14 protein-coding genes and 5 pseudogenes are annotated in these 17,867 nt (G+C 58.5%); 8 read left to right on the forward strand and 11 right to left on the reverse strand.

Translation table 11 applies throughout. The features are described from left to right. From NKJ37_RS29260 to NKJ37_RS29275, 4 genes are all read left to right on the forward strand, one after another. A complete protein-coding gene (locus NKJ37_RS29260) occupies positions 1–1,767 on the forward strand; it encodes an ABC transporter permease subunit (RefSeq protein WP_352776133.1) in 1,767 nt (588 codons plus the stop codon). Positions 1,768–1,987: 220 nt separating this feature from the next. Next, positions 1,988–3,418, forward strand: coding sequence for an amidase (locus NKJ37_RS29265; protein WP_352776134.1), 1,431 nt, complete (start codon positions 1,988–1,990; stop codon positions 3,416–3,418). A gap of 261 nt (positions 3,419–3,679) precedes the next feature. Next, positions 3,680–5,068 (forward strand): M20/M25/M40 family metallo-hydrolase, encoded by a 1,389-nt coding sequence (locus tag NKJ37_RS29270; RefSeq protein WP_352776136.1) that lies wholly within the window; start codon positions 3,680–3,682, stop codon positions 5,066–5,068. 287 nt (positions 5,069–5,355) lie between these two features. Beyond that, on the forward strand, positions 5,356–6,588 hold the full coding sequence (locus tag NKJ37_RS29275) for a hydantoinase/carbamoylase family amidase (RefSeq protein WP_352776138.1): 1,233 nt from the start codon (positions 5,356–5,358) through the stop codon (positions 6,586–6,588). 53 nt (positions 6,589–6,641) lie between these two features. Here NKJ37_RS29275 and NKJ37_RS29280 read toward each other — a convergent pair. The 4 genes and pseudogenes from NKJ37_RS29280 to NKJ37_RS29295 all read right to left on the reverse strand — a co-directional run. Further along, a pseudogene (locus tag NKJ37_RS29280) lies at positions 6,642–7,146 on the reverse strand (CoA transferase); the annotation flags it as partial. Between the two features lie 30 nt (positions 7,147–7,176). Next, the gene (locus NKJ37_RS29285) at positions 7,177–8,259 is read right to left on the reverse strand and encodes a M24 family metallopeptidase (protein ID WP_352776139.1); all 1,083 of its coding nucleotides are present in this window, start codon (positions 8,257–8,259) and stop codon (positions 7,177–7,179) included. Positions 8,260–8,290: 31 nt separating this feature from the next. Further along, positions 8,291–8,473, reverse strand: coding sequence for a hypothetical protein (locus NKJ37_RS29290; protein WP_352776140.1), 183 nt, complete (start codon positions 8,471–8,473; stop codon positions 8,291–8,293). Between the two features lie 464 nt (positions 8,474–8,937). Then, positions 8,938–9,768: pseudogene (locus tag NKJ37_RS29295) on the reverse strand (IS3 family transposase); the annotation flags it as partial. Here NKJ37_RS29295 and NKJ37_RS29300 point away from each other — a divergent pair. Together NKJ37_RS29300 and NKJ37_RS29305 are read left to right on the forward strand one after the other, a co-directional pair. After that, a pseudogene (locus tag NKJ37_RS29300) lies at positions 9,764–10,020 on the forward strand (transposase); the annotation flags it as partial. The pseudogenes NKJ37_RS29295 and NKJ37_RS29300 sit on opposite strands and share 5 nt — an antisense overlap. After that, entirely contained in the window at positions 10,017–10,361 is a 345-nt protein-coding gene (locus NKJ37_RS29305; RefSeq protein ID WP_352776142.1) for a hypothetical protein, read from the forward strand. The pseudogene NKJ37_RS29300 and the gene NKJ37_RS29305, both read left to right, overlap by 4 nt. On the opposite strand, the gene NKJ37_RS29310 is transcribed toward NKJ37_RS29305, so the two are convergent. Together NKJ37_RS29310 and NKJ37_RS29315 are read right to left on the reverse strand one after the other, a co-directional pair. Next, positions 10,347–11,342 (reverse strand): succinylglutamate desuccinylase/aspartoacylase family protein, encoded by a 996-nt coding sequence (locus NKJ37_RS29310; RefSeq protein ID WP_352776144.1) that lies wholly within the window; start codon positions 11,340–11,342, stop codon positions 10,347–10,349. The genes NKJ37_RS29305 and NKJ37_RS29310 overlap by 15 nt on opposite strands. Before the next feature lie 430 nt (positions 11,343–11,772). Continuing rightward, positions 11,773–12,537, reverse strand: coding sequence for an aspartate/glutamate racemase family protein (locus NKJ37_RS29315; protein ID WP_352776146.1), 765 nt, complete (start codon positions 12,535–12,537; stop codon positions 11,773–11,775). A gap of 382 nt (positions 12,538–12,919) precedes the next feature. Here NKJ37_RS29315 and NKJ37_RS29320 point away from each other — a divergent pair. Next, positions 12,920–13,263: pseudogene (locus NKJ37_RS29320) on the forward strand (DDE-type integrase/transposase/recombinase); the annotation flags it as partial. 13 nt (positions 13,264–13,276) lie between these two features. Here NKJ37_RS29320 and NKJ37_RS29325 read toward each other — a convergent pair. Then, positions 13,277–14,449 carry an IS110 family RNA-guided transposase gene (locus NKJ37_RS29325; protein ID WP_502902031.1) on the reverse strand — a complete coding sequence of 391 codons (1,173 nt, stop codon included), beginning with the start codon at positions 14,447–14,449 and terminating at the stop codon, positions 13,277–13,279. Positions 14,450–14,739: 290 nt separating this feature from the next. On the opposite strand from NKJ37_RS29325, the pseudogene NKJ37_RS29330 reads away from it, so the two are divergent. Beyond that, positions 14,740–14,856, forward strand: a pseudogene (locus NKJ37_RS29330) (integrase core domain-containing protein); the annotation flags it as partial. Positions 14,857–14,862: 6 nt separating this feature from the next. Here the strand turns inward: NKJ37_RS29330 and NKJ37_RS29335 are convergent. From NKJ37_RS29335 to NKJ37_RS29350, 4 genes are all read right to left on the reverse strand, one after another. Further along, a complete protein-coding gene (locus NKJ37_RS29335) occupies positions 14,863–15,720 on the reverse strand; it encodes a hypothetical protein (protein WP_352776148.1) in 858 nt (285 codons plus the stop codon). Between the two features lie 62 nt (positions 15,721–15,782). Further along, complete coding sequence (locus NKJ37_RS29340) at positions 15,783–16,712, reverse strand: recombinase family protein (RefSeq protein WP_352776149.1); 930 nt, start codon at positions 16,710–16,712, stop codon at positions 15,783–15,785. A 52-nt stretch (positions 16,713–16,764) separates the two neighbouring features. Continuing rightward, positions 16,765–16,932 (reverse strand): hypothetical protein, encoded by a 168-nt coding sequence (locus NKJ37_RS29345; protein WP_352776151.1) that lies wholly within the window; start codon positions 16,930–16,932, stop codon positions 16,765–16,767. Beyond that, complete coding sequence (locus NKJ37_RS29350; RefSeq protein ID WP_352694625.1) at positions 16,922–17,119, reverse strand: hypothetical protein; 198 nt, start codon at positions 17,117–17,119, stop codon at positions 16,922–16,924. Before NKJ37_RS29350 ends, NKJ37_RS29345 begins: the two co-directional genes overlap by 11 nt. Between the last annotated feature and the right edge of the window lie 748 nt (positions 17,120–17,867).

The raw sequence follows: 17,867 nt of genomic DNA on the forward strand, positions 1-17,867 counted from the left end.
ATGAAGATGCTTCAAAAACTCGGCCGGGTATCTGTCGGACTTACTTTACCAGCGTTCGCCATCCTGCTCATCGTAATGGGCATACCGATGGTTCGGATGTTCCTGGCAAGCGTGAACGCGCCAGACTTCTCGTTCGCCAACTATCAGGCGTTTTTTAGCCAGCCGGCGAATGTCCGTGTACTCATTCAGACCGTAGAGGTGAGCGCAGTGGCCACGGCCCTATGCCTTATCATCGGTTACCCAACAGCCTATCTGATCTCGACCGCCCCCAAGCGCCTGCAAATTATGCTCCTTGTGCTTGTCATCATCCCCTATCTGACCAGTTTCTTAGCGCGTACTTATGCATGGGTAGTAATTCTTGGCGATCGCGGCTTGATCAACAATCTGTTGATCGGCCTTGGACTTGTACATAGTCCGCTGCCGCTCATCTATAACCGCATGGCCGTCTATATCAGCATGGTTCACATTATGCTGCCCATGATGATCTTGCCTCTGGTCAGCGTCATGATGGGCATCGACAGGTCGCTGATGGCGGCTGCCCGCAGCATGGGCGCACGGCCTTTTGCCGCCTTCGCGCGCGTTTTCTTCCCTCTAAGTATGCCTGGCGTGCGCAGCGGCTCTATGTTGGTATTTGTGATCTGCCTCGGATTCTACATCACTCCTGCCGCACTGGGAGGGTTAGGAGACGCTATGCTGTCGACTTTCATAGCGTCTCAGGTCCGGACCTCCTTTAACATCGCGCGCCTGGCGGCCTCAGCCTTTATTTTATTGGCAGTCGCAGGTGTCGTGCTCTCTATCTTCGGTCTCGATCTTTCACAAACGCAAGGTCGGACCGCGCAACGTGCCCGGGGCGCGCGACAGAGTCGGCTACCCTCATTCGGCCCGCTGAGACGCTACTTTGATGAGCGTGCTGATCGTTATAGAGCTAAGCGCTGGACGACGAAACTCTATCAACCCGGTGCCCAAGCCCGCTGGTCGATCGTAGAAACGTTGTACATTGTCCTCGTCATGACGTATTTGCTGTTTCCTGGCGTCGTAGTCATCATTATGTCGTTCAGTGCTGGCACTTATCTGGAGATGCCGCCGTCGGCCCCTTCGCTGAGGTGGTACCGCGCCTTCTTCCAAGATCCCTCCTGGACCGGTGCCGCATGGACCAGCGTTCAGATCGGCGCCATAGTTACCATCCTGGCGACGATCGTCGGGACGCTCGCCGCTTACGGCCTCAGCCGCACCTCTTCGAAACTGCGTAGCTCTCTGACCATAATTCTCTTGGCGCCGATCACCTTGCCAAGTATTGTCGTCGCCATTGCTGCCTATCTGGGGTTACTCAAACTCGGGTTGATTGGCACAAAGACGGGCATTGTCCTGGCACACAGCATTGGAGCCATCTGCTATGTTGTTGTAATTGTCTCGGCCACTCTGGCGACTTTCGACCGGCGGCTCGAACAGGCTGCAATGAGCATGCGGGCTGGACCTCTGCAGACATTCAAGCGAGTTACACTTCCACTGATCCGGCCGGGCATCATCGGAGGCGCCCTGTTCGCGTTCATCAGCTCCTTCGATGAGGTCGTCATCTCGTTGATTGTGAGCGGGTTTTCGATCCGTACTTTGCCACTAAAAATGTGGGAGAACATGCGCCATGAGATTGACCCGACGATCGCCGCCGTATCGTCGCTGTTAATACTTTTGCCCGTTCTTTGGCTCGGGGCTCTCTATGTCTTCTGGTGGCGGTCGAGACCGAAGGCTCAATCTTCCGCAACTGTCTAGCGTTCTCAGATGTAGTCTTCTGAATTTCAGATAATCAAAACAATATTTGACCACCGGCGTCGTCGGGACTGATTGTTCGTGTCGTCTAGACTAGATTTGGACTGCACTGCCGTTCGCAAAACGACCGCTGTGGATCGAGCTCTGGTTGACAATTCAAGATCGAGCTGTGCGTGCCCATACCCTCTGTCGCTGACTAGCAAAGAGTGAAAGGATAGCTGCAATGAGGTTGAGTGAATACGTGGAGTACGATGCCACCACGTTGGCCTCTCTCGTACGCGCGGGCGAAGTGAGGCCCTTGGAATTAACCCAGCTAGCCCGCGAGGCACACGAGGAGGTCAATCGGCGCATCAATGCTGTGATTGAATTCTACGAAGATGCTGAAACCGTTGCCAGCGCGGAAGGAGGGCTCTTCCATGGCGTGCCTTTCCTTCGCAAGGATATCGGGGCCACCGAAGCTGGCCGCCTCCAGGAAAAAGGAAGCCGTCTGTTCAAGGGCTTTCGTCCACAGACCGACAGCTATTTTTTTCGTCGCGCCAGGGCCGGAGGGCTCAGGTGCCTCGGGAGAACAACAACGCCCGAGCTTGGATCTACAATAATGACGGAATCCATTCTCAATGGCATTACCGGCAATCCATGGGATTTGGAACGCTCGGCGGGAGGCTCCTCCGGAGGAGCGGCAGCGGCGGTGGCGGCAGGCATCACTCCTATTGCCCATGGCAGCGACGGCGGCGGGTCAACTCGCATCCCGGCTTCCTGGTGCGGCCTTGTCGGGCTGAACCCGTCCCGCGGACGCATTTCCGGCGGTCCGGACCGTCAGGACGCAGGGTTCGGCCTCGTTCGAGAGTTTGTATTATGTCGGACGGTGCGTGATATGGCCGCCGCGCTTGATATCTTTTCCGGTCCCCATCCGGGCGATCCCTTTATCATTGTCCAGCCGAACCGTCCTTATGTGGAGGAGCTCTCACGGCCCACCGGTCGTCTGCGGGTTGGGGTCGCGAGAACGAGTTGGGGCGCGGTGAACCTCGATCCGGAAGTGCTGCACGCTGTCGAGGCGGCGGCAACGCTCCTGCAGGAGATGGGGCACACGATAACAGACATCGACCCGCCATATGAGCCCGCCGAGTACAGCAGATTGTATCTCGCCCCTACGACCGCGAGTTCACTCGAAGAAGCGGCGCTTGCCATGGGGCGCACCATCACTGCGGACACCTTGGAGCCCGTCAGTCTCAAACGGTATGAATTTAGCCGCGATTTGCCTCTTTCCCGAGCAGTGGACTTACAAGAGGTGCTCCGGAGAATGCGTTTTTGCGTGGGAGAGGCGATCCATGCTTTCGACATTCTGCTGACCCCTACAATGCCAATCGTGGCCGTGCCGCATGGGGGCATCTATTCGGCGACAAACCCGGCTGTCTCCGCAGAGGAATACGTGGAAGCGGATACTGGGATTTGTCAGTACACCGGCGTATTCAACGTCACCGGACAACCTTCGGTGTCGTTGCCCTTGGCACAAAGCGCCAGCGGGCTGCCGATCGGTCTTCAAATCGTCGGCCGCTTTGGCGACGAGGCCACGCTGATCCGTGTCGCACGCGATCTGGAAGAGGCCAGACCTTGGGGCGACCGGCGACCAAATGTTCGAGCAGGGAACAGCTGATGATCACCTCACGTGTTCCAATTCTGAAATTCGAGCGATGTTCCGGAATCGAAGCTTCGAATAGGCTGACGCATGGAGATAAGCGATCTGACCAACGAATGATAGGCGTCCCGGCAGTCAATCCGAAGCATAAAAGGAGCTAAGCAATAACGGTGAGGAGGACTTTCAAAGCATTCTTAAGAACGGCGCGTTTGCAACAGCAGACTCGTAAACCAATGGTGCCAAGTATCTTTGGTTTTCCGCGTTATATCAGGAAAAAATATGCTTCCTTCTGATCCGTTGCACGCAGTTTTCGAGCATATCGAAAGGAACCGAACCGGTTTTCTTGAACGTCTGATGGGTTATCTCAGAAGCATTAGTGCCGAGAACATCGGCATTGGTGAAGTGGGTGCCCTTCTGGCTGACATGCTGACGGATATGGGGCTTGAAACCACCCTGGTACCGACGGCGGGGCATCCCATAGTTGTGGCGCGATGGCAAAAGGCCCCGGGCAAGGCCACAGTATTACTCTACGGTCATTACGACGTGCAGCCGGCTGACCCGATCGACAAATGGCTATCACCACCGTTTGAACCCACACTACGCGATGGTCGGCTCTTTGCCCGTGGTGCCGGCGATAACAAGGGCCAGCATTTCGCACAGATCATGGCTATTGAGTCGCACTTGAAGACGCATGGCGCGTTGCCGTGCAATGTCATCTTGCTGTTGGAAGGCGAAGAGGAGATTGGCAGCCCGCACATTGCCGATTTCGTGCATGCCAACAAGGATACCCTAAAAGCTGATCTTGCCGTCACTGCCGATGGCCCGCGTCATGCAAGCGGTGTGCCTGTGATCAAATTCGGTTCGCGTGGCGAGGTGTCTTTCGAGCTACGTTGTCGCCACGCTAACCGCGATGTGCATTCCGGCAACTTCGGTGGCGTCGTGCCCAATCCGATCTGGACGCTGGTGCACCTGCTCGGCACAATGAAGAATGCCGACGGAGTAATCACTATTGATGGCTTCCACGATGATATCGAGTCACCTTCACCGGAAGAATTGGCAGCGGTCGAGCGCTTGCCACTCGATATCGAGACACTAATGCAGAGTCTCGATCTTGCGCGACTTGACGCGCCGGAGGAGAGACCTTTCTACGAGCGTCTCTGCTTCCGCCCGACACTGACCATTAATGGCTTCCATGGCGGTTATGGCGGCCCCGGCGGCAAGACCGTCCTGCCCAGCCAAGCTTTCGTGAAATGCGACATAGGGCTCGTGGAAACGCAGGACCCTAAGGACATCTTTCGCAAGATAGCTGCCCATGTGGAAAAACACGCGTCCGATGTGGAGCTCGTTGCGCTAGGAGGCATGTACCCCTCGAAAACGCCAATTGATTCCGTTTTCACCGCGCCGCTGCGCCGTGCTTTCCTCGCCGCGCAGGGGGAGCAGCCTTTGCTGGTCCCGGCTGGCTTTGGCAGTCTGCCAGGCTATGTCTTCACCAAGATCCTTGGCATTCCTGCCTTCGTCACGCCTTACGCGAACCATGACGAGGCAAACCACGCGCCGAATGAGAATCTAACACTCAACTGCTTCTACAGCGGGATTCGCACAGGTGCTGCGCTATTGTACGAGCTTGGCTTGTTGCAACTTCCTGAGCGCGGTGAAGCGCGTGCCTAATCCGGATTGCCCCGTCCGTCTATGTGCTGGGACAGATCGATAGTCCGGGCGCCAGAAGATGCTCCACCTCACCAAATGCGACGCCGGACGCAGGATCGATAAAAGTCGAGCTGGACCCGAGTTTGGGCAGGCAGCTCGAGGGCCGCTGCTGCTGAAACCCAGGGCTTCAGCCTTTTGGGGCGCACTCTTCGAAAGTTATCTGGTCGGCCGAGAGGTCGACATACTCATCATCACGGGCTGCAGCACGAGGCTGCGTCCGTGCCTGCTCCCAGGAGGGAGTTCAGCAGATGCCAAAGATTAACGAAAAGCGAATGCTTGCAGATCTCAGACGTGTCGCGCAATTTGGCGCCTACAGGACGGGTGTCCATCGCCCGACCTATTCGAAAGAGGACATGGACAGTCGCCGCTGGCTTGCGCAGCAATACGAAGCCGTGGGGCTTCAGGCGCATATTGACGGGGTCGGCAATGTGTTCGGCATGCCGCGCTCGGAGCGGCGGTCGCTGTTGATCGGGTCGCACGCAGAGTCCCAGAAATACGCCGGATGGCTTGACGGGGCGCTTGGTGTGATCTACGGCCTCGAAATTGCCAGGACCTTTGCGGAAGCGCCGGACTGTGCCGGCCTTCCCATCGCACCGGTCGGGTGGGCGGATGAAGAGGGCCACTACGTCTCATTGCTCGGAAGTCGTTCATTCGTCGGTGACATCGAAGAGGCGGAGATCGACCGCGCGGTGAACGTAGATCACGGGCTGCCACTGAGGGAAGCGCTCTTTGGGGCTGGCCTAGCCGGCGTTTCCCGATCCCTGGTGGAACCTGGACGCTACGTCGGCTATCTGGAAGCACACATAGAACAGGGCGACGCGCTGGAAACCTCGCGCAAGCGGATCGGTGTTGTTACGAGTGTCGTAGGGATCTGGCAGTACTCTATCGTCTTCCACGGCATTCAGAACCACGCCGGTACGACGCGCATGGCTATCCGAAAGGATGCTGGCGTCGCTGCAGCTATGCTGGCCATGGCCGTTGCCGAGCGCTTTCCGAAAGTGGCCGGCCCGCATTCCGTCTGGACCACAGGCCGCATCACGCTGGAGCCGGGCGGCTCCAACATAATTCCTGGGAAGGCAGAGATGCTGTTCCAGTTCCGCGACTCAGAGACACCGGTGCTTGAGCGCCTCGATGCGGGGCTAAGGGAGCTGGTTGAAGAGACGGCGACCAAAACCGGCTGCCGCGCCGACATTGAACGGACCGAGACCGGCAAACCGTGGCAGATGGATCCGGCCTTCCAGGCAGCGATAGAGAATGCGGCCGCGCGCCATGCGCCTGGTGCCTATGTCAGAATGCCAAGTGGCGCCAGTCACGACGCACAGGTCGTGGCTCGCAAACTGAGGGCCGCTATGCTTTTCGTGCCAAGCATCGGCGGTATCAGCCATCATTGGACCGAAAACACAGACGATGCCGACCTGGTGCTCGGCTGTCAGGTGCTGGCCGATGCCGCCGAGACGATCCTGCGTGGCGAAAGTAGGTAGCGGTTGGTATCCGAATGGGCCATGAGAGTGGTCGACGCCCAAAAGGCCGTCAGGCAACGATATGCGCCATACACGCCAGCGACGAGTGTTTCACGCCCCGCGCGTACGGTGTGATAGCTACTATAGTCGTGTTGAAGAACCGGAACATTCATCCAGTCGGCGACGGCATCGAACAGTGACACCTGGATGCTTGTCCCTTCGCCGGTGACCTCGCGGTGAATGGCGCTATGCGCTGTCATGCCCGCCGAGATGTCGCAAACCGAGACCCCTACACGCGCGGGCCCGGTGCCGGTGATCGCGCATAGACCTGTTTCAGCCTGGACGATGAAATCGTAAGCCTTCAAATGGGAATACGGCCCTTTCTCTCCGAAACCAGAGATGTCGCAGGTGATCAGCCGCGAAAACGTCGGCGGAGATAGCAGATGCGAAAGCCAGTTTTCGATACTGCCCGGGCTTCAGATTCTGGATAAAGACGTCAGCACTGGCGATGAGCGTGTCGAGGACGGCGCATTCCATCTCCGACCTCAGGTCCAGACAGACCGACTCCTTACCCCGGTTAGTTGATTGCAATCTTCCTCCCCCCCTCAGCTACGAGGCTCGATGCATTGCATGCGGCGTTTTACTCAGAATTTCGGCACCACGTTCGGTCACCAGCACGCTCTCACTGCATCCGATCTGATAACCATCCTCGTCAAACAGAATGATCGGCATATGGAAGCTCATATTCGCTTCCATCACATCCTCTGCACCCGGTTCTATGCTTAGATCGCCGCGCTCGGTCCAATAGGTACCGATCTGATAGCCGGTTCTGCTACGCAAAGCTTTTGAGTGAGCGGCTCGCTTAATCACACTCCGTATGGCCCCGCTCACTGCCCCGGTGGTCACCCCCGGCCGAATTACTTCCACAGCCGCTTCGATAGCTTCTTCCGCCACCTTGTGCAGTCTTTCGAGCGCAGGGTGGCGTCCCAGGACGGCCGACCTGCACAATGGAGAGCAATAGTCTTTTACAACACCACTAAGTTCAACGAATGCCGCATCATTCATCCGGATTCGATGGTTCTCTGGATCGGCGTGTGGCAACCGCAGCCGCTCTCCAAAACAAATATTAAGTCCCGTTATGGAGCCTTCGGCGGACTCCAGACCAGATCGGATCTCTCCTGCAACTTCAGCTTCGGTAATGCCTTCGCGTATCGACTTGTTGAAAATGTCGATAGCGAGGTCTGTGAACATAGCGGCCTCGCGAAGGCATTTGATCTCAACTTCGTTCTTGACCGCTGCGACTGATGAGACAATGCTAGTAGCATCAACAATATTTAAGTCCTGGAGCTTTGACTGAATACCGGTCACGTCGTTGGGCGCGAGTGACCAGCAACCGAGTTCCATCCCAACCCGTTTATTCTCCAGACCATATTGCCTCAGCACCTCACTACAAACAGTGCGGAAATCTTCGCTGTGCGTATAAGCAACAATGTCGTCGATACAGCTATGTGCCCTTACGTTTTCCTCGTCGAACTCCCGAACAACAATGGTTGGAGCCCGCCCTGGTACCAGGATCAATGGGAAAGGGGCGAAATAGGCTCCACCGCCAGAGTACCCAGTTAGATAGCGGAGATGGCTTCTGGCGGTAACAACGATGGCGTCGAGATCAGCTCGTTCCACGGCTTCGAGCACGAGCTTCTGCCGACTCTCATATTCGGATCTCTCAAACAGTATCCCAGTGCAGGGTATCGGCGGCCGCTTCGAATTCACCGTTGGTCTCCATTTGTCGAGGAGGTACACGCTCCCCATGATGGGCGCTTGCATTCACTCGAACATCAATCGCCTGGCGGCTTCCGTCAAATGCAGTTTTCTTATTGCCGTCATCTAATAGCGAGATGGATTCCACTGTCTGAATCGGCCGGACATGGAGAGCGGTCTCGCTTCAGCAATGTGCAAAAGAGTGGCTGCATGAAAGTCACATCTTACGGATCTAGCAGGCTGTTGAAAAAGGCACTCGCCACCGGACCGCAGCGGTGATTTGTCTGGATGCCCTCGGTTTTGCAAGTTGGTTTTGAACAGCGCAGAGCATGCGATCGAGTGCGGTCATGTGTCAGGCCTCACAACTGCGGCTCGTTGACATGGCCGCGGGCCGGTATGGAGATGCGCGGATCAGGGTCCAAATCACTGTGGGCGAGCTCGTGGCTCCGTGAATCACACTGGCTTTCCTGATCCCGATCTGGTCGATCATTTGCCCTTACCGTTCGCGACCTCCTCGCAACACCGATGGACGATTGGCGATCAGGCTGCCACCACCGGATTCCAATAATTCTCCTTCTTCGTGAGCATGGCCCATACAGCTCGTGCCATCTTGCGCATCCGTCCATTGAATGACTCGACATAGCCGTTCTGCATCGGCTTGCCCGGCGCGATGTAGTGCCATTCCACCCGATGATCCTTCGCCCAGGCGAGAATGGCGTTCGAGGTGAACTCGGTGCCGTGGTCGGATACGATCATGCCGGGCTTGCCGCGGTGGGCGATCAGTTCCGTCAGTTCACGCGCCACCCGGCGGCCGGAAATCGACGTGTCCGGGATCGCCGCCAGGCATTCGCGCGTCACGTCGTCGACGATGTTGAGCACCCGGAACCGCCGGCCGCAGGCGAACTGGTCATGGACGAAATCCAGCGACCAGCGCGCGTTCGGCTTTGCCTCGACCAGGATCGGCGCCCGCGTGCCGACCGCTCGCCGCCGTGCCCGGCGCTTGCGCACCCGTCAGGCCCTCCTCGCGGTAGAGCCGATAGATGCGGTTGACCCCAGATGCCTCGCCCTCGCGCCTGAGCAGGATGAACAGCCGCCGGTAGCCGAAGCGTCGGCGCTCGTTGGCGAGGTCACGCAGCCGACCACGCAGCTCCGTCTCGGGCGGACGCCGGGACTGGTAGCGGATCATCTTGCGATCAGCGCCCACAAAGGAACAGGCCCGACGCTCCGACAGGCCCATGACGGCCTGCAGATGCGCAACGGCTTCGCGCTTGGCGGCGGGCCCTACCATTTTTTTGACAGAAGCTCACGCAGCGCCGAGGCTCCGAGCATTTGGTCTGCGAGCAGCTTCTTCAGCTTGGCATTCTCATCTTCCAAGGCCTTCAGGCGCTTGGCGTCGGACACGTCCATCCCGCCATACTTTGCCTTCCAATTATACAGCGTCGCGCCGCACGTGGCGCAGAACACGATCGATCGCCGAACTTCGCCCGTTCGCGCCGCACGACCCGGCACGGCGGCTATGCCGTCAGCCAGTGCATCCGCAAGCGCATCGAGGAGGCGTTCGGCTGAATCAAGACGGTCGCCGGGCAGGAGAAGACCAAGTTGCGCGGCCGCGACCGCGTCGGGTGGGCCTTCACCTTCGCGGCTGCCGCCTACAATCTGGTGCGATTGCCGAAGCTGCTGGCGGTCCCGACATGACCGCGCCCGCGGGCTGCCAACTGATCGGCCGCTGGCGGATCATCGAAGCAGATCTGTGGGATCGCGGCTATCTGAACCTCGGTGGACCCGCAACCATCACCATCGGACCCGACAACAACGGCGAGATCGCCTTTGGCGCCCTGCAAGCCGGCCTCGATCTCAGCTACAGCCCCTCGACAGTTCACTTCACATGGGGCGGAGGTGACGAGATGGACGAAGTCACAGGCGATGGCCATACCGAATTGCTCGACGACGGCTCGATCGAGATCACATTCGCCTACCACAACGGCGACGAGGCCATTCTCAAGGCAATACGTCAGACTTCTTCAACAGCCTGCTAGTGGTCGAGCAAGACGAATTAGTGCCTCGTTGGCGTCCACGTGCAATCCGGATCGTATGCCGTAGACGATTGATGAGCTTGGAGCATGAAACTTAATCAAATCAGCCGATATAGAATCCATTGAATGAAGAACGCCAATGAGATCCCCTTTCTGCACTTCCTCGAGTACCGAACAGCGAGGCTCAAAAATGCCCCGCGCTGGCGATTTAATCAGGTCGGACGAGAGCGTTTCGAGTGTTTGGCAGGGCTTCCGTTGATGACAAGTCGGGCTCTCGGCTTTTCCATCGACCAGTCCAAGTGCGATGAGGGCGTTGCGTACTCCAGTTTCGTAGATCGCCAGATTGTCGGAACCGACGGAGCCGCCGCCGAATTCAGTGCCAACGAACACCTTGCCTTGGCTTTGCGCCCATGTATCGAACATTCCGGCCGTATCGTGACTTTCCCATAACAAGGTCACTGGTAATTTGAAGGCCTCTGCCATTCGAAAAGTCCTGGCCATGAGGTCCGCGTTGGCAATTGGATGCGTCAGGCTGGACGGTGCACAATCCCAAGTTGGACCAAAGCTATGCAAATCAAACACTATGTCGACTGGTTGCAACAATAAGCGCGAAACGCCATCTGCGATTCGTTCTGTGACCGACCCGTCGGCGCGACCAGGAAAGACCCGATTAAGATTCAACCCGTCCTCTGGTGTGTTGCGGCTCCATGCCCGCACAGCTAAAGGATTCAGCACCGGTAGGATGATGATCCTTCCACAAGTTTGCGCTGCGGGCAGCCACTCAATGAGGCGGTGCGCAACAATCGGCCCTTCCAATTCATCGCCGTGACAACCCCCTGTGATAAGCAGGCTCGGCCCCTCTCCTTTATTGAGGCTGAAGACCGGAAGCGAAATAGCTTCGAAGTCGGCGCCGCCGGGAACAACGAGTTGCCCTGTGTTCATGCCAGGCGCTTCGAGATCGAACGTGAGGTGTGCTTTGTTCATTTTTTCAGCCCTCAGATATAAAAAAGTTGTCCAGCGTCATTTACGCAGTGCACGCAGGAGTTGGTTGTTGCATGTGCATGCAGCACAGAAGGGTTCGACAGGACCTCGGCGGCAGCCGCCGCACACAGCTTGAAGTGGGAGTTGGATGCGGTTGTCTTCGTCACATCTAAACCTCACAGATCGACAATACCTGTCGGCTCGAAACTAGAATGGCTGCCACCGAAACATTATCGACGACAGGCAAGCGGCCTTTGGAGGTCGGGCGAGTGAAAGGCGAGCGAGTGTTGTTGCGAATTGGCATATGAGTTGGCTTCTCATGGAAATGCAGCAGCCTGATCAGGTCTCATGGCCAAGCTATCTGAGATTACATGCACAAGCTTAGCCGACGTAGCAGTTGAAATAGTCCAGCCAAGGTGCCAGGACCCATCGTTCACCCCGACGGCAATGTGAGGTTATGTCCAGACATCAGCAATTTCGCGTTGGTCACTGCATCAAATATCGGAAGCCGTGTTTGAGCCCTGATGTGCGAAGTTACTGATGTAAAGCCAGCGCATTCGAACAAGATAGCCTGAATGTCATCATATTGAGAGCGCATCAACGCTGTGGCAGTTAGAACATCATGCGCCATCTGCTGGATGGTAGTTTTATTTTCGGGCTCTGACATGGCGCTCCAGGTGAGCGAGTCTTCGATGCCTCGGATCGCAATCCTATCTTGATCTTCGATACCGGAACACTTCAGGATATCTGGCGTCAGTGGCCGCGAGTCAAAGGTTACGATACCGACCCGCCCTTTGATCGTGGAAAGTATATAGGGCAGAAGCAGTAACGACGAGAGCGACACCGGTACAGGTAGTGCCTCTGCCATTTCAGCTTGATACTTGATCGTGAAACCGCAGTTGGTCGTGATGGCTGTTGCACCTTCGCGTACCAAATCTTTAGCTACAGCGACAAAAGCAGCCCGCATCTCTTCGTCGTTCGTTCCAGAAACAACGGTTTTAACGGACGCTCCTCTGACACGCCGGCAAACTATGGGGAACCGAAAGGTATTCGGATTACTCATCGACCCGGGTAGTGTCTGAGGGACGCTATCCAGTTGGAGTACGCCAAGTACGCTGCTGCTCGTCGACATCTTCAGAAAACTTCCTTGTTTTCGCTTCCACACTTCATGCTCTCTTTCGACCTCCAGACGCGACATTCCGATGGCGCTGGCCGCCTCATATTTACCATGATCTAGAAAGCAGCTCGTACCACCTTTGAGTCATGGGTGAACGCCCAGAAGCGCGGCGAAGAGCGTTATTACGTTTACAGTTCGCCACTGAGCAATCCCCCCACCTTGCCCGCCGCGCCCCCCGTATTAGTGATGTCGCTCAACGTTTAACTCCATATTGGCTCAGTTATTGAAACGCAGAAGAACAAGACAGGTGCATCGCTACAGTACTACCGCGTAGCTCGCCGAATCACTGCAATATTGCGGCAATAACGCTGGAATACTGCAAATCTTCGCTTCGCGTGCAAGAATTCGCTTTGAGCTTCAAAGTGTCCTAACGTGGTTGCACGTTGTTGGTCTAAGTTATACCGTCGGCACGTGGGCGCCGATCCTGGTCGAGGCAAAGCCGAATGCGCGCTGGTCGCTGGATTTCGTGCATGACCAGTTCGCCTGCGGCCGGCGCTTCCGCGTGCTCAACATCATCGACGACGTGACGCGCGAATCTTTGGCCGCGATCCCGGACACCTCAATCTCCGGCCGTCGGGTTGCCCGTGAACTGACGGAACTGATCGCTCACCGCGGCAAGCCGCGCATGATCGTCTCCGACCCTGGCACCGAGTTCACCTCGAACGCCATCCTCGCATGGTCGAAGATCACGGGATCGAATGGCACTACATCGCGCCAGGCAAGCCGATGCAGACGGATGTTGTAGAGTAGCCCGTTCTTCTCATTCGGCGGCTTTTTCCACAGCCTTCTGCCTTTCCGGCCTCGTTCGCCATCCGGAAGTCGCTGCTGCATAGGCAGCTTCCGCCTTCTCGACCCGAGATCGTTCTTCGGCGCGCTTGGCCGGGATGTTGTAGTCGAAGGCGGTGCCGCGTCTGGCGTGGCTGGTCGGAAGGCCGGCACGCAGCTCGACCGATCTGAACTTGCGGGCGAGCAAGTCCGGCCGGGCCCAGATGTAGTCGGTATCCTTGCTCAACATGTGCCAGATGATCATTGCAAGCTTGTGCGCAGTGGCGATGGCCGCGATGTGCTTCCGCGGCGCGAGGCGATCCGCTTGGAGAAGGCACGCAGAGGTCCGGGCGAGCGCACAGCCGCCCATGCCGCCTCGACCAGCATCCCCCGCGCATGCCCGCGGCCCTGCTTCGTGATGCGCCCGTGATAGGCTGGCCCCCTCACCGGACTGCCGCACGCTCGGATTGAGGCCAAGATAGGCAAGGAGCTTCTGTGGATCGCTGAAGCGCCGTAAGTCGCCGATTGCCGCGGCAACGCTCGCAGCCACGGTGACGTCGAGGCCGGGCAACGTTATCAGGCGGCGGATTGTCGGATCCTGGAGGGCATGTACGGCGATATCCGCCTCGACCACCGTCAACGCCTCGTTGATCTGGTTAATCAAGCCGAGGTGGCGCTCGATGGCGGCGCGCTCATCCGCAGGCAATATTTGTCTCGTCAGCCATTTGCGCCCGCTGATCCCGACGAGGTTCCCATGCGGACACGGCGGGATCAGGTGGGCGTGGAGGATTGACTGGATCAGGTTCTTCAGCCGCGAACGCTGGCGAACCAGCTGTGTCCGCCTGGTGACCTGTCTTCGGAGGGCAAGGGTCCCCGGATCCGGAACCCAGACCTCCGGCAGAAAGCCCGAGGCGTAGAGCTTCGCAAGGACAGTGGCGTCGATCGTGTCAGTCTTCACCTTCGCGTGGGCGATCATGTGCACCTGCTTGGGATTGGCGATCACGATCCGATCGACGTAGGGCGACAGCACTTCAGCGACGGCCGCGGCATTGCCGGTCGCCTCGATCACCAAATGATCATCGTGGGTGAGTTCCCTCCTGGCGAACTCCTCAAGCCTAATGCGCAGCATTTGAACGCGGCCGAGCTTGACGATCTTGCCATCAAGCAACGACACGACCTCGGCGGCTGTATGTCCATGCCGATAATACGCACGGTTCCCCTCCATCGTTGGTCACGAACAGGGAGCGAGCGGGCAACACGACAAATACGGATCCGCGCTCGCAGCGCATCCGGGCGAGTCGTAGGGGCGACCAGATAATGTGCTCGAACTCGCAGTTCATCTGCATACGACGGCCTGCCCGCACTTGCGTGCTCCCGGTGCCCTGTGGCCCGGATGCGCCAAGCTTAACGAATCTGACGTACCGAACAAACGATGGCACCAAGAACATCATGCCGGACAATGGCTTCATCGAGAGCTTCAACGGCCGACTGCGCGACGAGCTGTTGAACGAGAGCCTGTTCTTCGGCCTCGACCACGCCCGCAGTGCCATTGCCGAATGGCGGGAGGACTTAAATCCTGTTTCATAACACCCATCTGTCTATGTCGTTGAAGTGAACAGGTTTTGCTGATCGGGACGCGATCCCGTGGGGTATTTTGGGTTTGCCGCGCGCGATGAACGATGCGTTGAGCCGCCGGTTCGCCAAGCGTTGATCGGCTGAAGATCCATGGACCATCCGGCAGAGGATGAACGCTTCGATCTCGCCCGCCTCGGCGGCGAGCCTGAGGGTCTTCGGTGCAACGCCGAGAAGGCGCGCCGCCTTGTTCAGGTTAAGCCATGGCTCTTTGCCGTCCGCCGCTGGCCGGAAGACAGGGATCGTATGATGCGACCTGTGCGCGGTGACCCGTTCGCGGGTCCATCGATTGCCGTGGCCGGTCACCAGTCCATTGCGGTTGAGGATGCCGGCAATCAGATCATCATTGGCGATGAGCACCAGTTGGCGGACGGCCGCGATGATGTCGCCGGACGTGCTGTTGCGCTGTCCACGGCGCCGCTTTGGCAGGCGCAGTTCAGTATGGACGCCACCAACCCAAAGGATCAGGAGAACTATCTCTGACGCTTCGTCATCGATATTGGCGACCACCTCCCGGATGACGGTGCGAACGATGCGCTTCTTGAGCCTTGCATCCGTCGTCGGCGCCGCCCACACTGCCTTGAGATTGGCGGCGAGCGCGGTGACGTGTATTGGCGACAGAAGTGATGGCTCCGATGTCGAGGCATCATGCGCGGCAATCCTGCTCTCGATCTCGCCGACACGCGTAAGCGTCCGGTTCCATCGCAACTCCACTTCCGCCGCGACCAGCCGGTTCTGCGGATCGATGGCGTCGTATTGCCGGAACGCCCGATCGGCGTTGTAGCGTGCCGCCTCGAGATCGCGCATCAGAGCATCGCGGACCTGATCGCGGCGACTGGCCGCTTGCGCTTCGGCCTCGACGGCCGCGGCTATCGCTCCCGGCTCGACAACCCGCAGAAGAGCTTCCTCGATGGCGTCGTCGACGCGTAGCCCGAAGGCGATGCAACGCGGCTCGCCATTGTCAAGCAGACTACGCCAGCAAGAATAGCGCGGAATGTTGTGCTTGGTTCGGTGTAGCGGACCGTCAGCTTGCGGCCGCAGCGGACAAGGCCGGCGAGCAGAGCGTCGCCATGCTTGGGCGCCCCGTGATGCCGGCCCGTGGGCACGTTGTCGCTGACCATCTTACGGATCGCTTCCGCCCTTTCCCAGCTGACGTAGCCTTCGTGTGCACCCGGGATCAGCGCCAGCCATTCATCACGCGCCTTACGGCGGCTGCGCGAGCGAATGGCTGTTGCATTATATCCCGACGCAGCACGAGTCTTACCATAGGCGTAGGCGCCGCCGTAGATCGGGTTCTCGATCATTCGATGGATGGTCGCATAGCTTGGCCTGCGCCAAACCACATCGCCATTGTTGCGCTTGGCAGGCAAATCCAGCCCATGTTCGAGGAACCAGAGCAGGGCCTGGCGGGCACTGCCGAGTTCCGACACCTTGTCAAACACAAGGGTGATGGCCTCCTGCATGCGACGATCGGGATCCTTCTCCAGCCGGTCGCCGACCTTCACGAAGCCGACCGGGGCAGCGACGACGAGTTCACCGCGCCGGGCCTTCTCATAGCGGGCCGACAGGGAGCGCTGACGCAGAAGATCGAGCTCATACTCGTTGCTGCCCTTCAATCCCAGCAGCAGCCGGTCATTGCCCTGGCGCGGTGCGTAGACCGTCTCCTGGTCGATCAGCACGGTATCGACGACGCGGCACATCTCGATGAGCTGCTGCCAGTCGCGGCTGTTGCGGGCAAAGCGCGATACCTCCCGCGCCGCAACCGCCCCAACCTTGCCGAGACAGACTGCGGCGACCATCCGATCGAAGCCCGCTCGCGCGCCACCGCCAGCAGCAGAGCGGCCGAGATCGTCATCGACGGTCGATGCAAGACCAGCCGAGCGCCACCAGGCGATCGCGCATCGCATACTCCAGGGCGCTGCTCTCTCGATTGTGCAGAACCTGATGGGCCGAGGACTGCCGCACATACAGGATCGCCTTGCGGTCCAGATGGTGGGGCCGGATCTTCTCATGCATCATGGCGCGCTTCCTCCCGTTGAACGGCGCGCGCGCCGTCGACGTGATCGAGGATCAGGCGCACCATCAGCTTTGTCAGCGTCAGGCGCGTCTCTTCCGGCAGCGCCTGCCATGGTGGCATCTGCGCGGTCTCCGCCTCGTGCGGGTTGGAGAACAGATCGAACTGATATGTCGTGGGCTGGCGCGGCATGGACCTCTCCCCGATTCGCGTCGTGAGGACCCGATGCTGCGCCCGAATCCTCCAATTGCGATGGGGTGGGGGAATTGGCCGTCGCGTCCTGCAGCAGTGTCACCAAGACGCCAAGCGTTCTGGGATCAACATGTGGGGCAGCGGCAATGCGCCACGCGGCGCAGACCGCGCGATCAAACATCCAGACCGGAACCTCCAGCCACCGATCGGAGGCGTGGCCAGTGAGACTGCAGCGGAAACCACCCGGTCAGCCTTCTCGATCACCTCATGAACGTGAACACAACGCCCCGCCCAGGGATGCCATGGATAAAGAAACTCGCGTTCCTCGGTCCCGTGGGCGTTCTCTCGTCGTGTTGTACAACACCGCAAGGCCCCATTCCTCACACGGCTAAGCCTATGCTGAGGTCATCACCGCAACCGGCTCCGACGCTGTGCTAATGGAAGGCCCCGCGCCTCCGCCGTTGCTCAACCCCGCCAAGAGGCGTAACAGAAACGGTCGAGGCTCTAATCGCAGCTGGATGACAGTTCAGTGGCATGTATGGACGGCCTCCGCGTGGCAAGGGCTTTCTGACATTGATGACAGGTTGGTCGGGTGCAGGCATGTATTCGGCCTTTGAGTGCGGCCTGTTCATGCCGCTGGCTTGATGAAGTCCGCGGATCGGACCCAGACAGGTCAACGCGCTTTTTGAGCGGCACCCACTGAGCGGGTTTTCCGATCCCGGTTCGACCGTCCGTCATCACACCATCA

This window comes from Mesorhizobium sp. M0140 (assembly GCF_040322475.1).
Classification (GTDB): domain Bacteria; phylum Pseudomonadota; class Alphaproteobacteria; order Rhizobiales; family Rhizobiaceae; genus Mesorhizobium.

Excerpts from the sequence above, each read along its gene's own strand:
- NKJ37_RS29345 (WP_352776151.1), bottom strand. The coding sequence starts at position 16,932 with ATGATGCATGAGAAGATCCGGCCCCACCATCTGGACCGCAAGGCGATC.
- NKJ37_RS29305 (WP_352776142.1), top strand. The coding sequence starts at position 10,017 with ATGACCGCGCCCGCGGGCTGCCAACTGATCGGCCGCTGGCGGATCATC.
- NKJ37_RS29340 (WP_352776149.1), bottom strand. The coding sequence starts at position 16,712 with ATGGTCGCCGCAGTCTGTCTCGGCAAGGTTGGGGCGGTTGCGGCGCGG.
- NKJ37_RS29335 (WP_352776148.1), bottom strand. The coding sequence starts at position 15,720 with ATGCGCGATCTCGAGGCGGCACGCTACAACGCCGATCGGGCGTTCCGG.
- NKJ37_RS29260 (WP_352776133.1), top strand. The coding sequence starts at position 1 with ATGAAGATGCTTCAAAAACTCGGCCGGGTATCTGTCGGACTTACTTTA.
- NKJ37_RS29275 (WP_352776138.1), top strand. The coding sequence starts at position 5,356 with ATGCCAAAGATTAACGAAAAGCGAATGCTTGCAGATCTCAGACGTGTC.
- NKJ37_RS29350 (WP_352694625.1), bottom strand. The coding sequence starts at position 17,119 with ATGCCGCGCCAGCCCACGACATATCAGTTCGATCTGTTCTCCAACCCG.
- NKJ37_RS29315 (WP_352776146.1), bottom strand. The coding sequence starts at position 12,537 with ATGTCGCGTCTGGAGGTCGAAAGAGAGCATGAAGTGTGGAAGCGAAAA.
- NKJ37_RS29270 (WP_352776136.1), top strand. The coding sequence starts at position 3,680 with ATGCTTCCTTCTGATCCGTTGCACGCAGTTTTCGAGCATATCGAAAGG.
- NKJ37_RS29265 (WP_352776134.1), top strand. The coding sequence starts at position 1,988 with ATGAGGTTGAGTGAATACGTGGAGTACGATGCCACCACGTTGGCCTCT.
- NKJ37_RS29310 (WP_352776144.1), bottom strand. The coding sequence starts at position 11,342 with ATGAACAAAGCACACCTCACGTTCGATCTCGAAGCGCCTGGCATGAAC.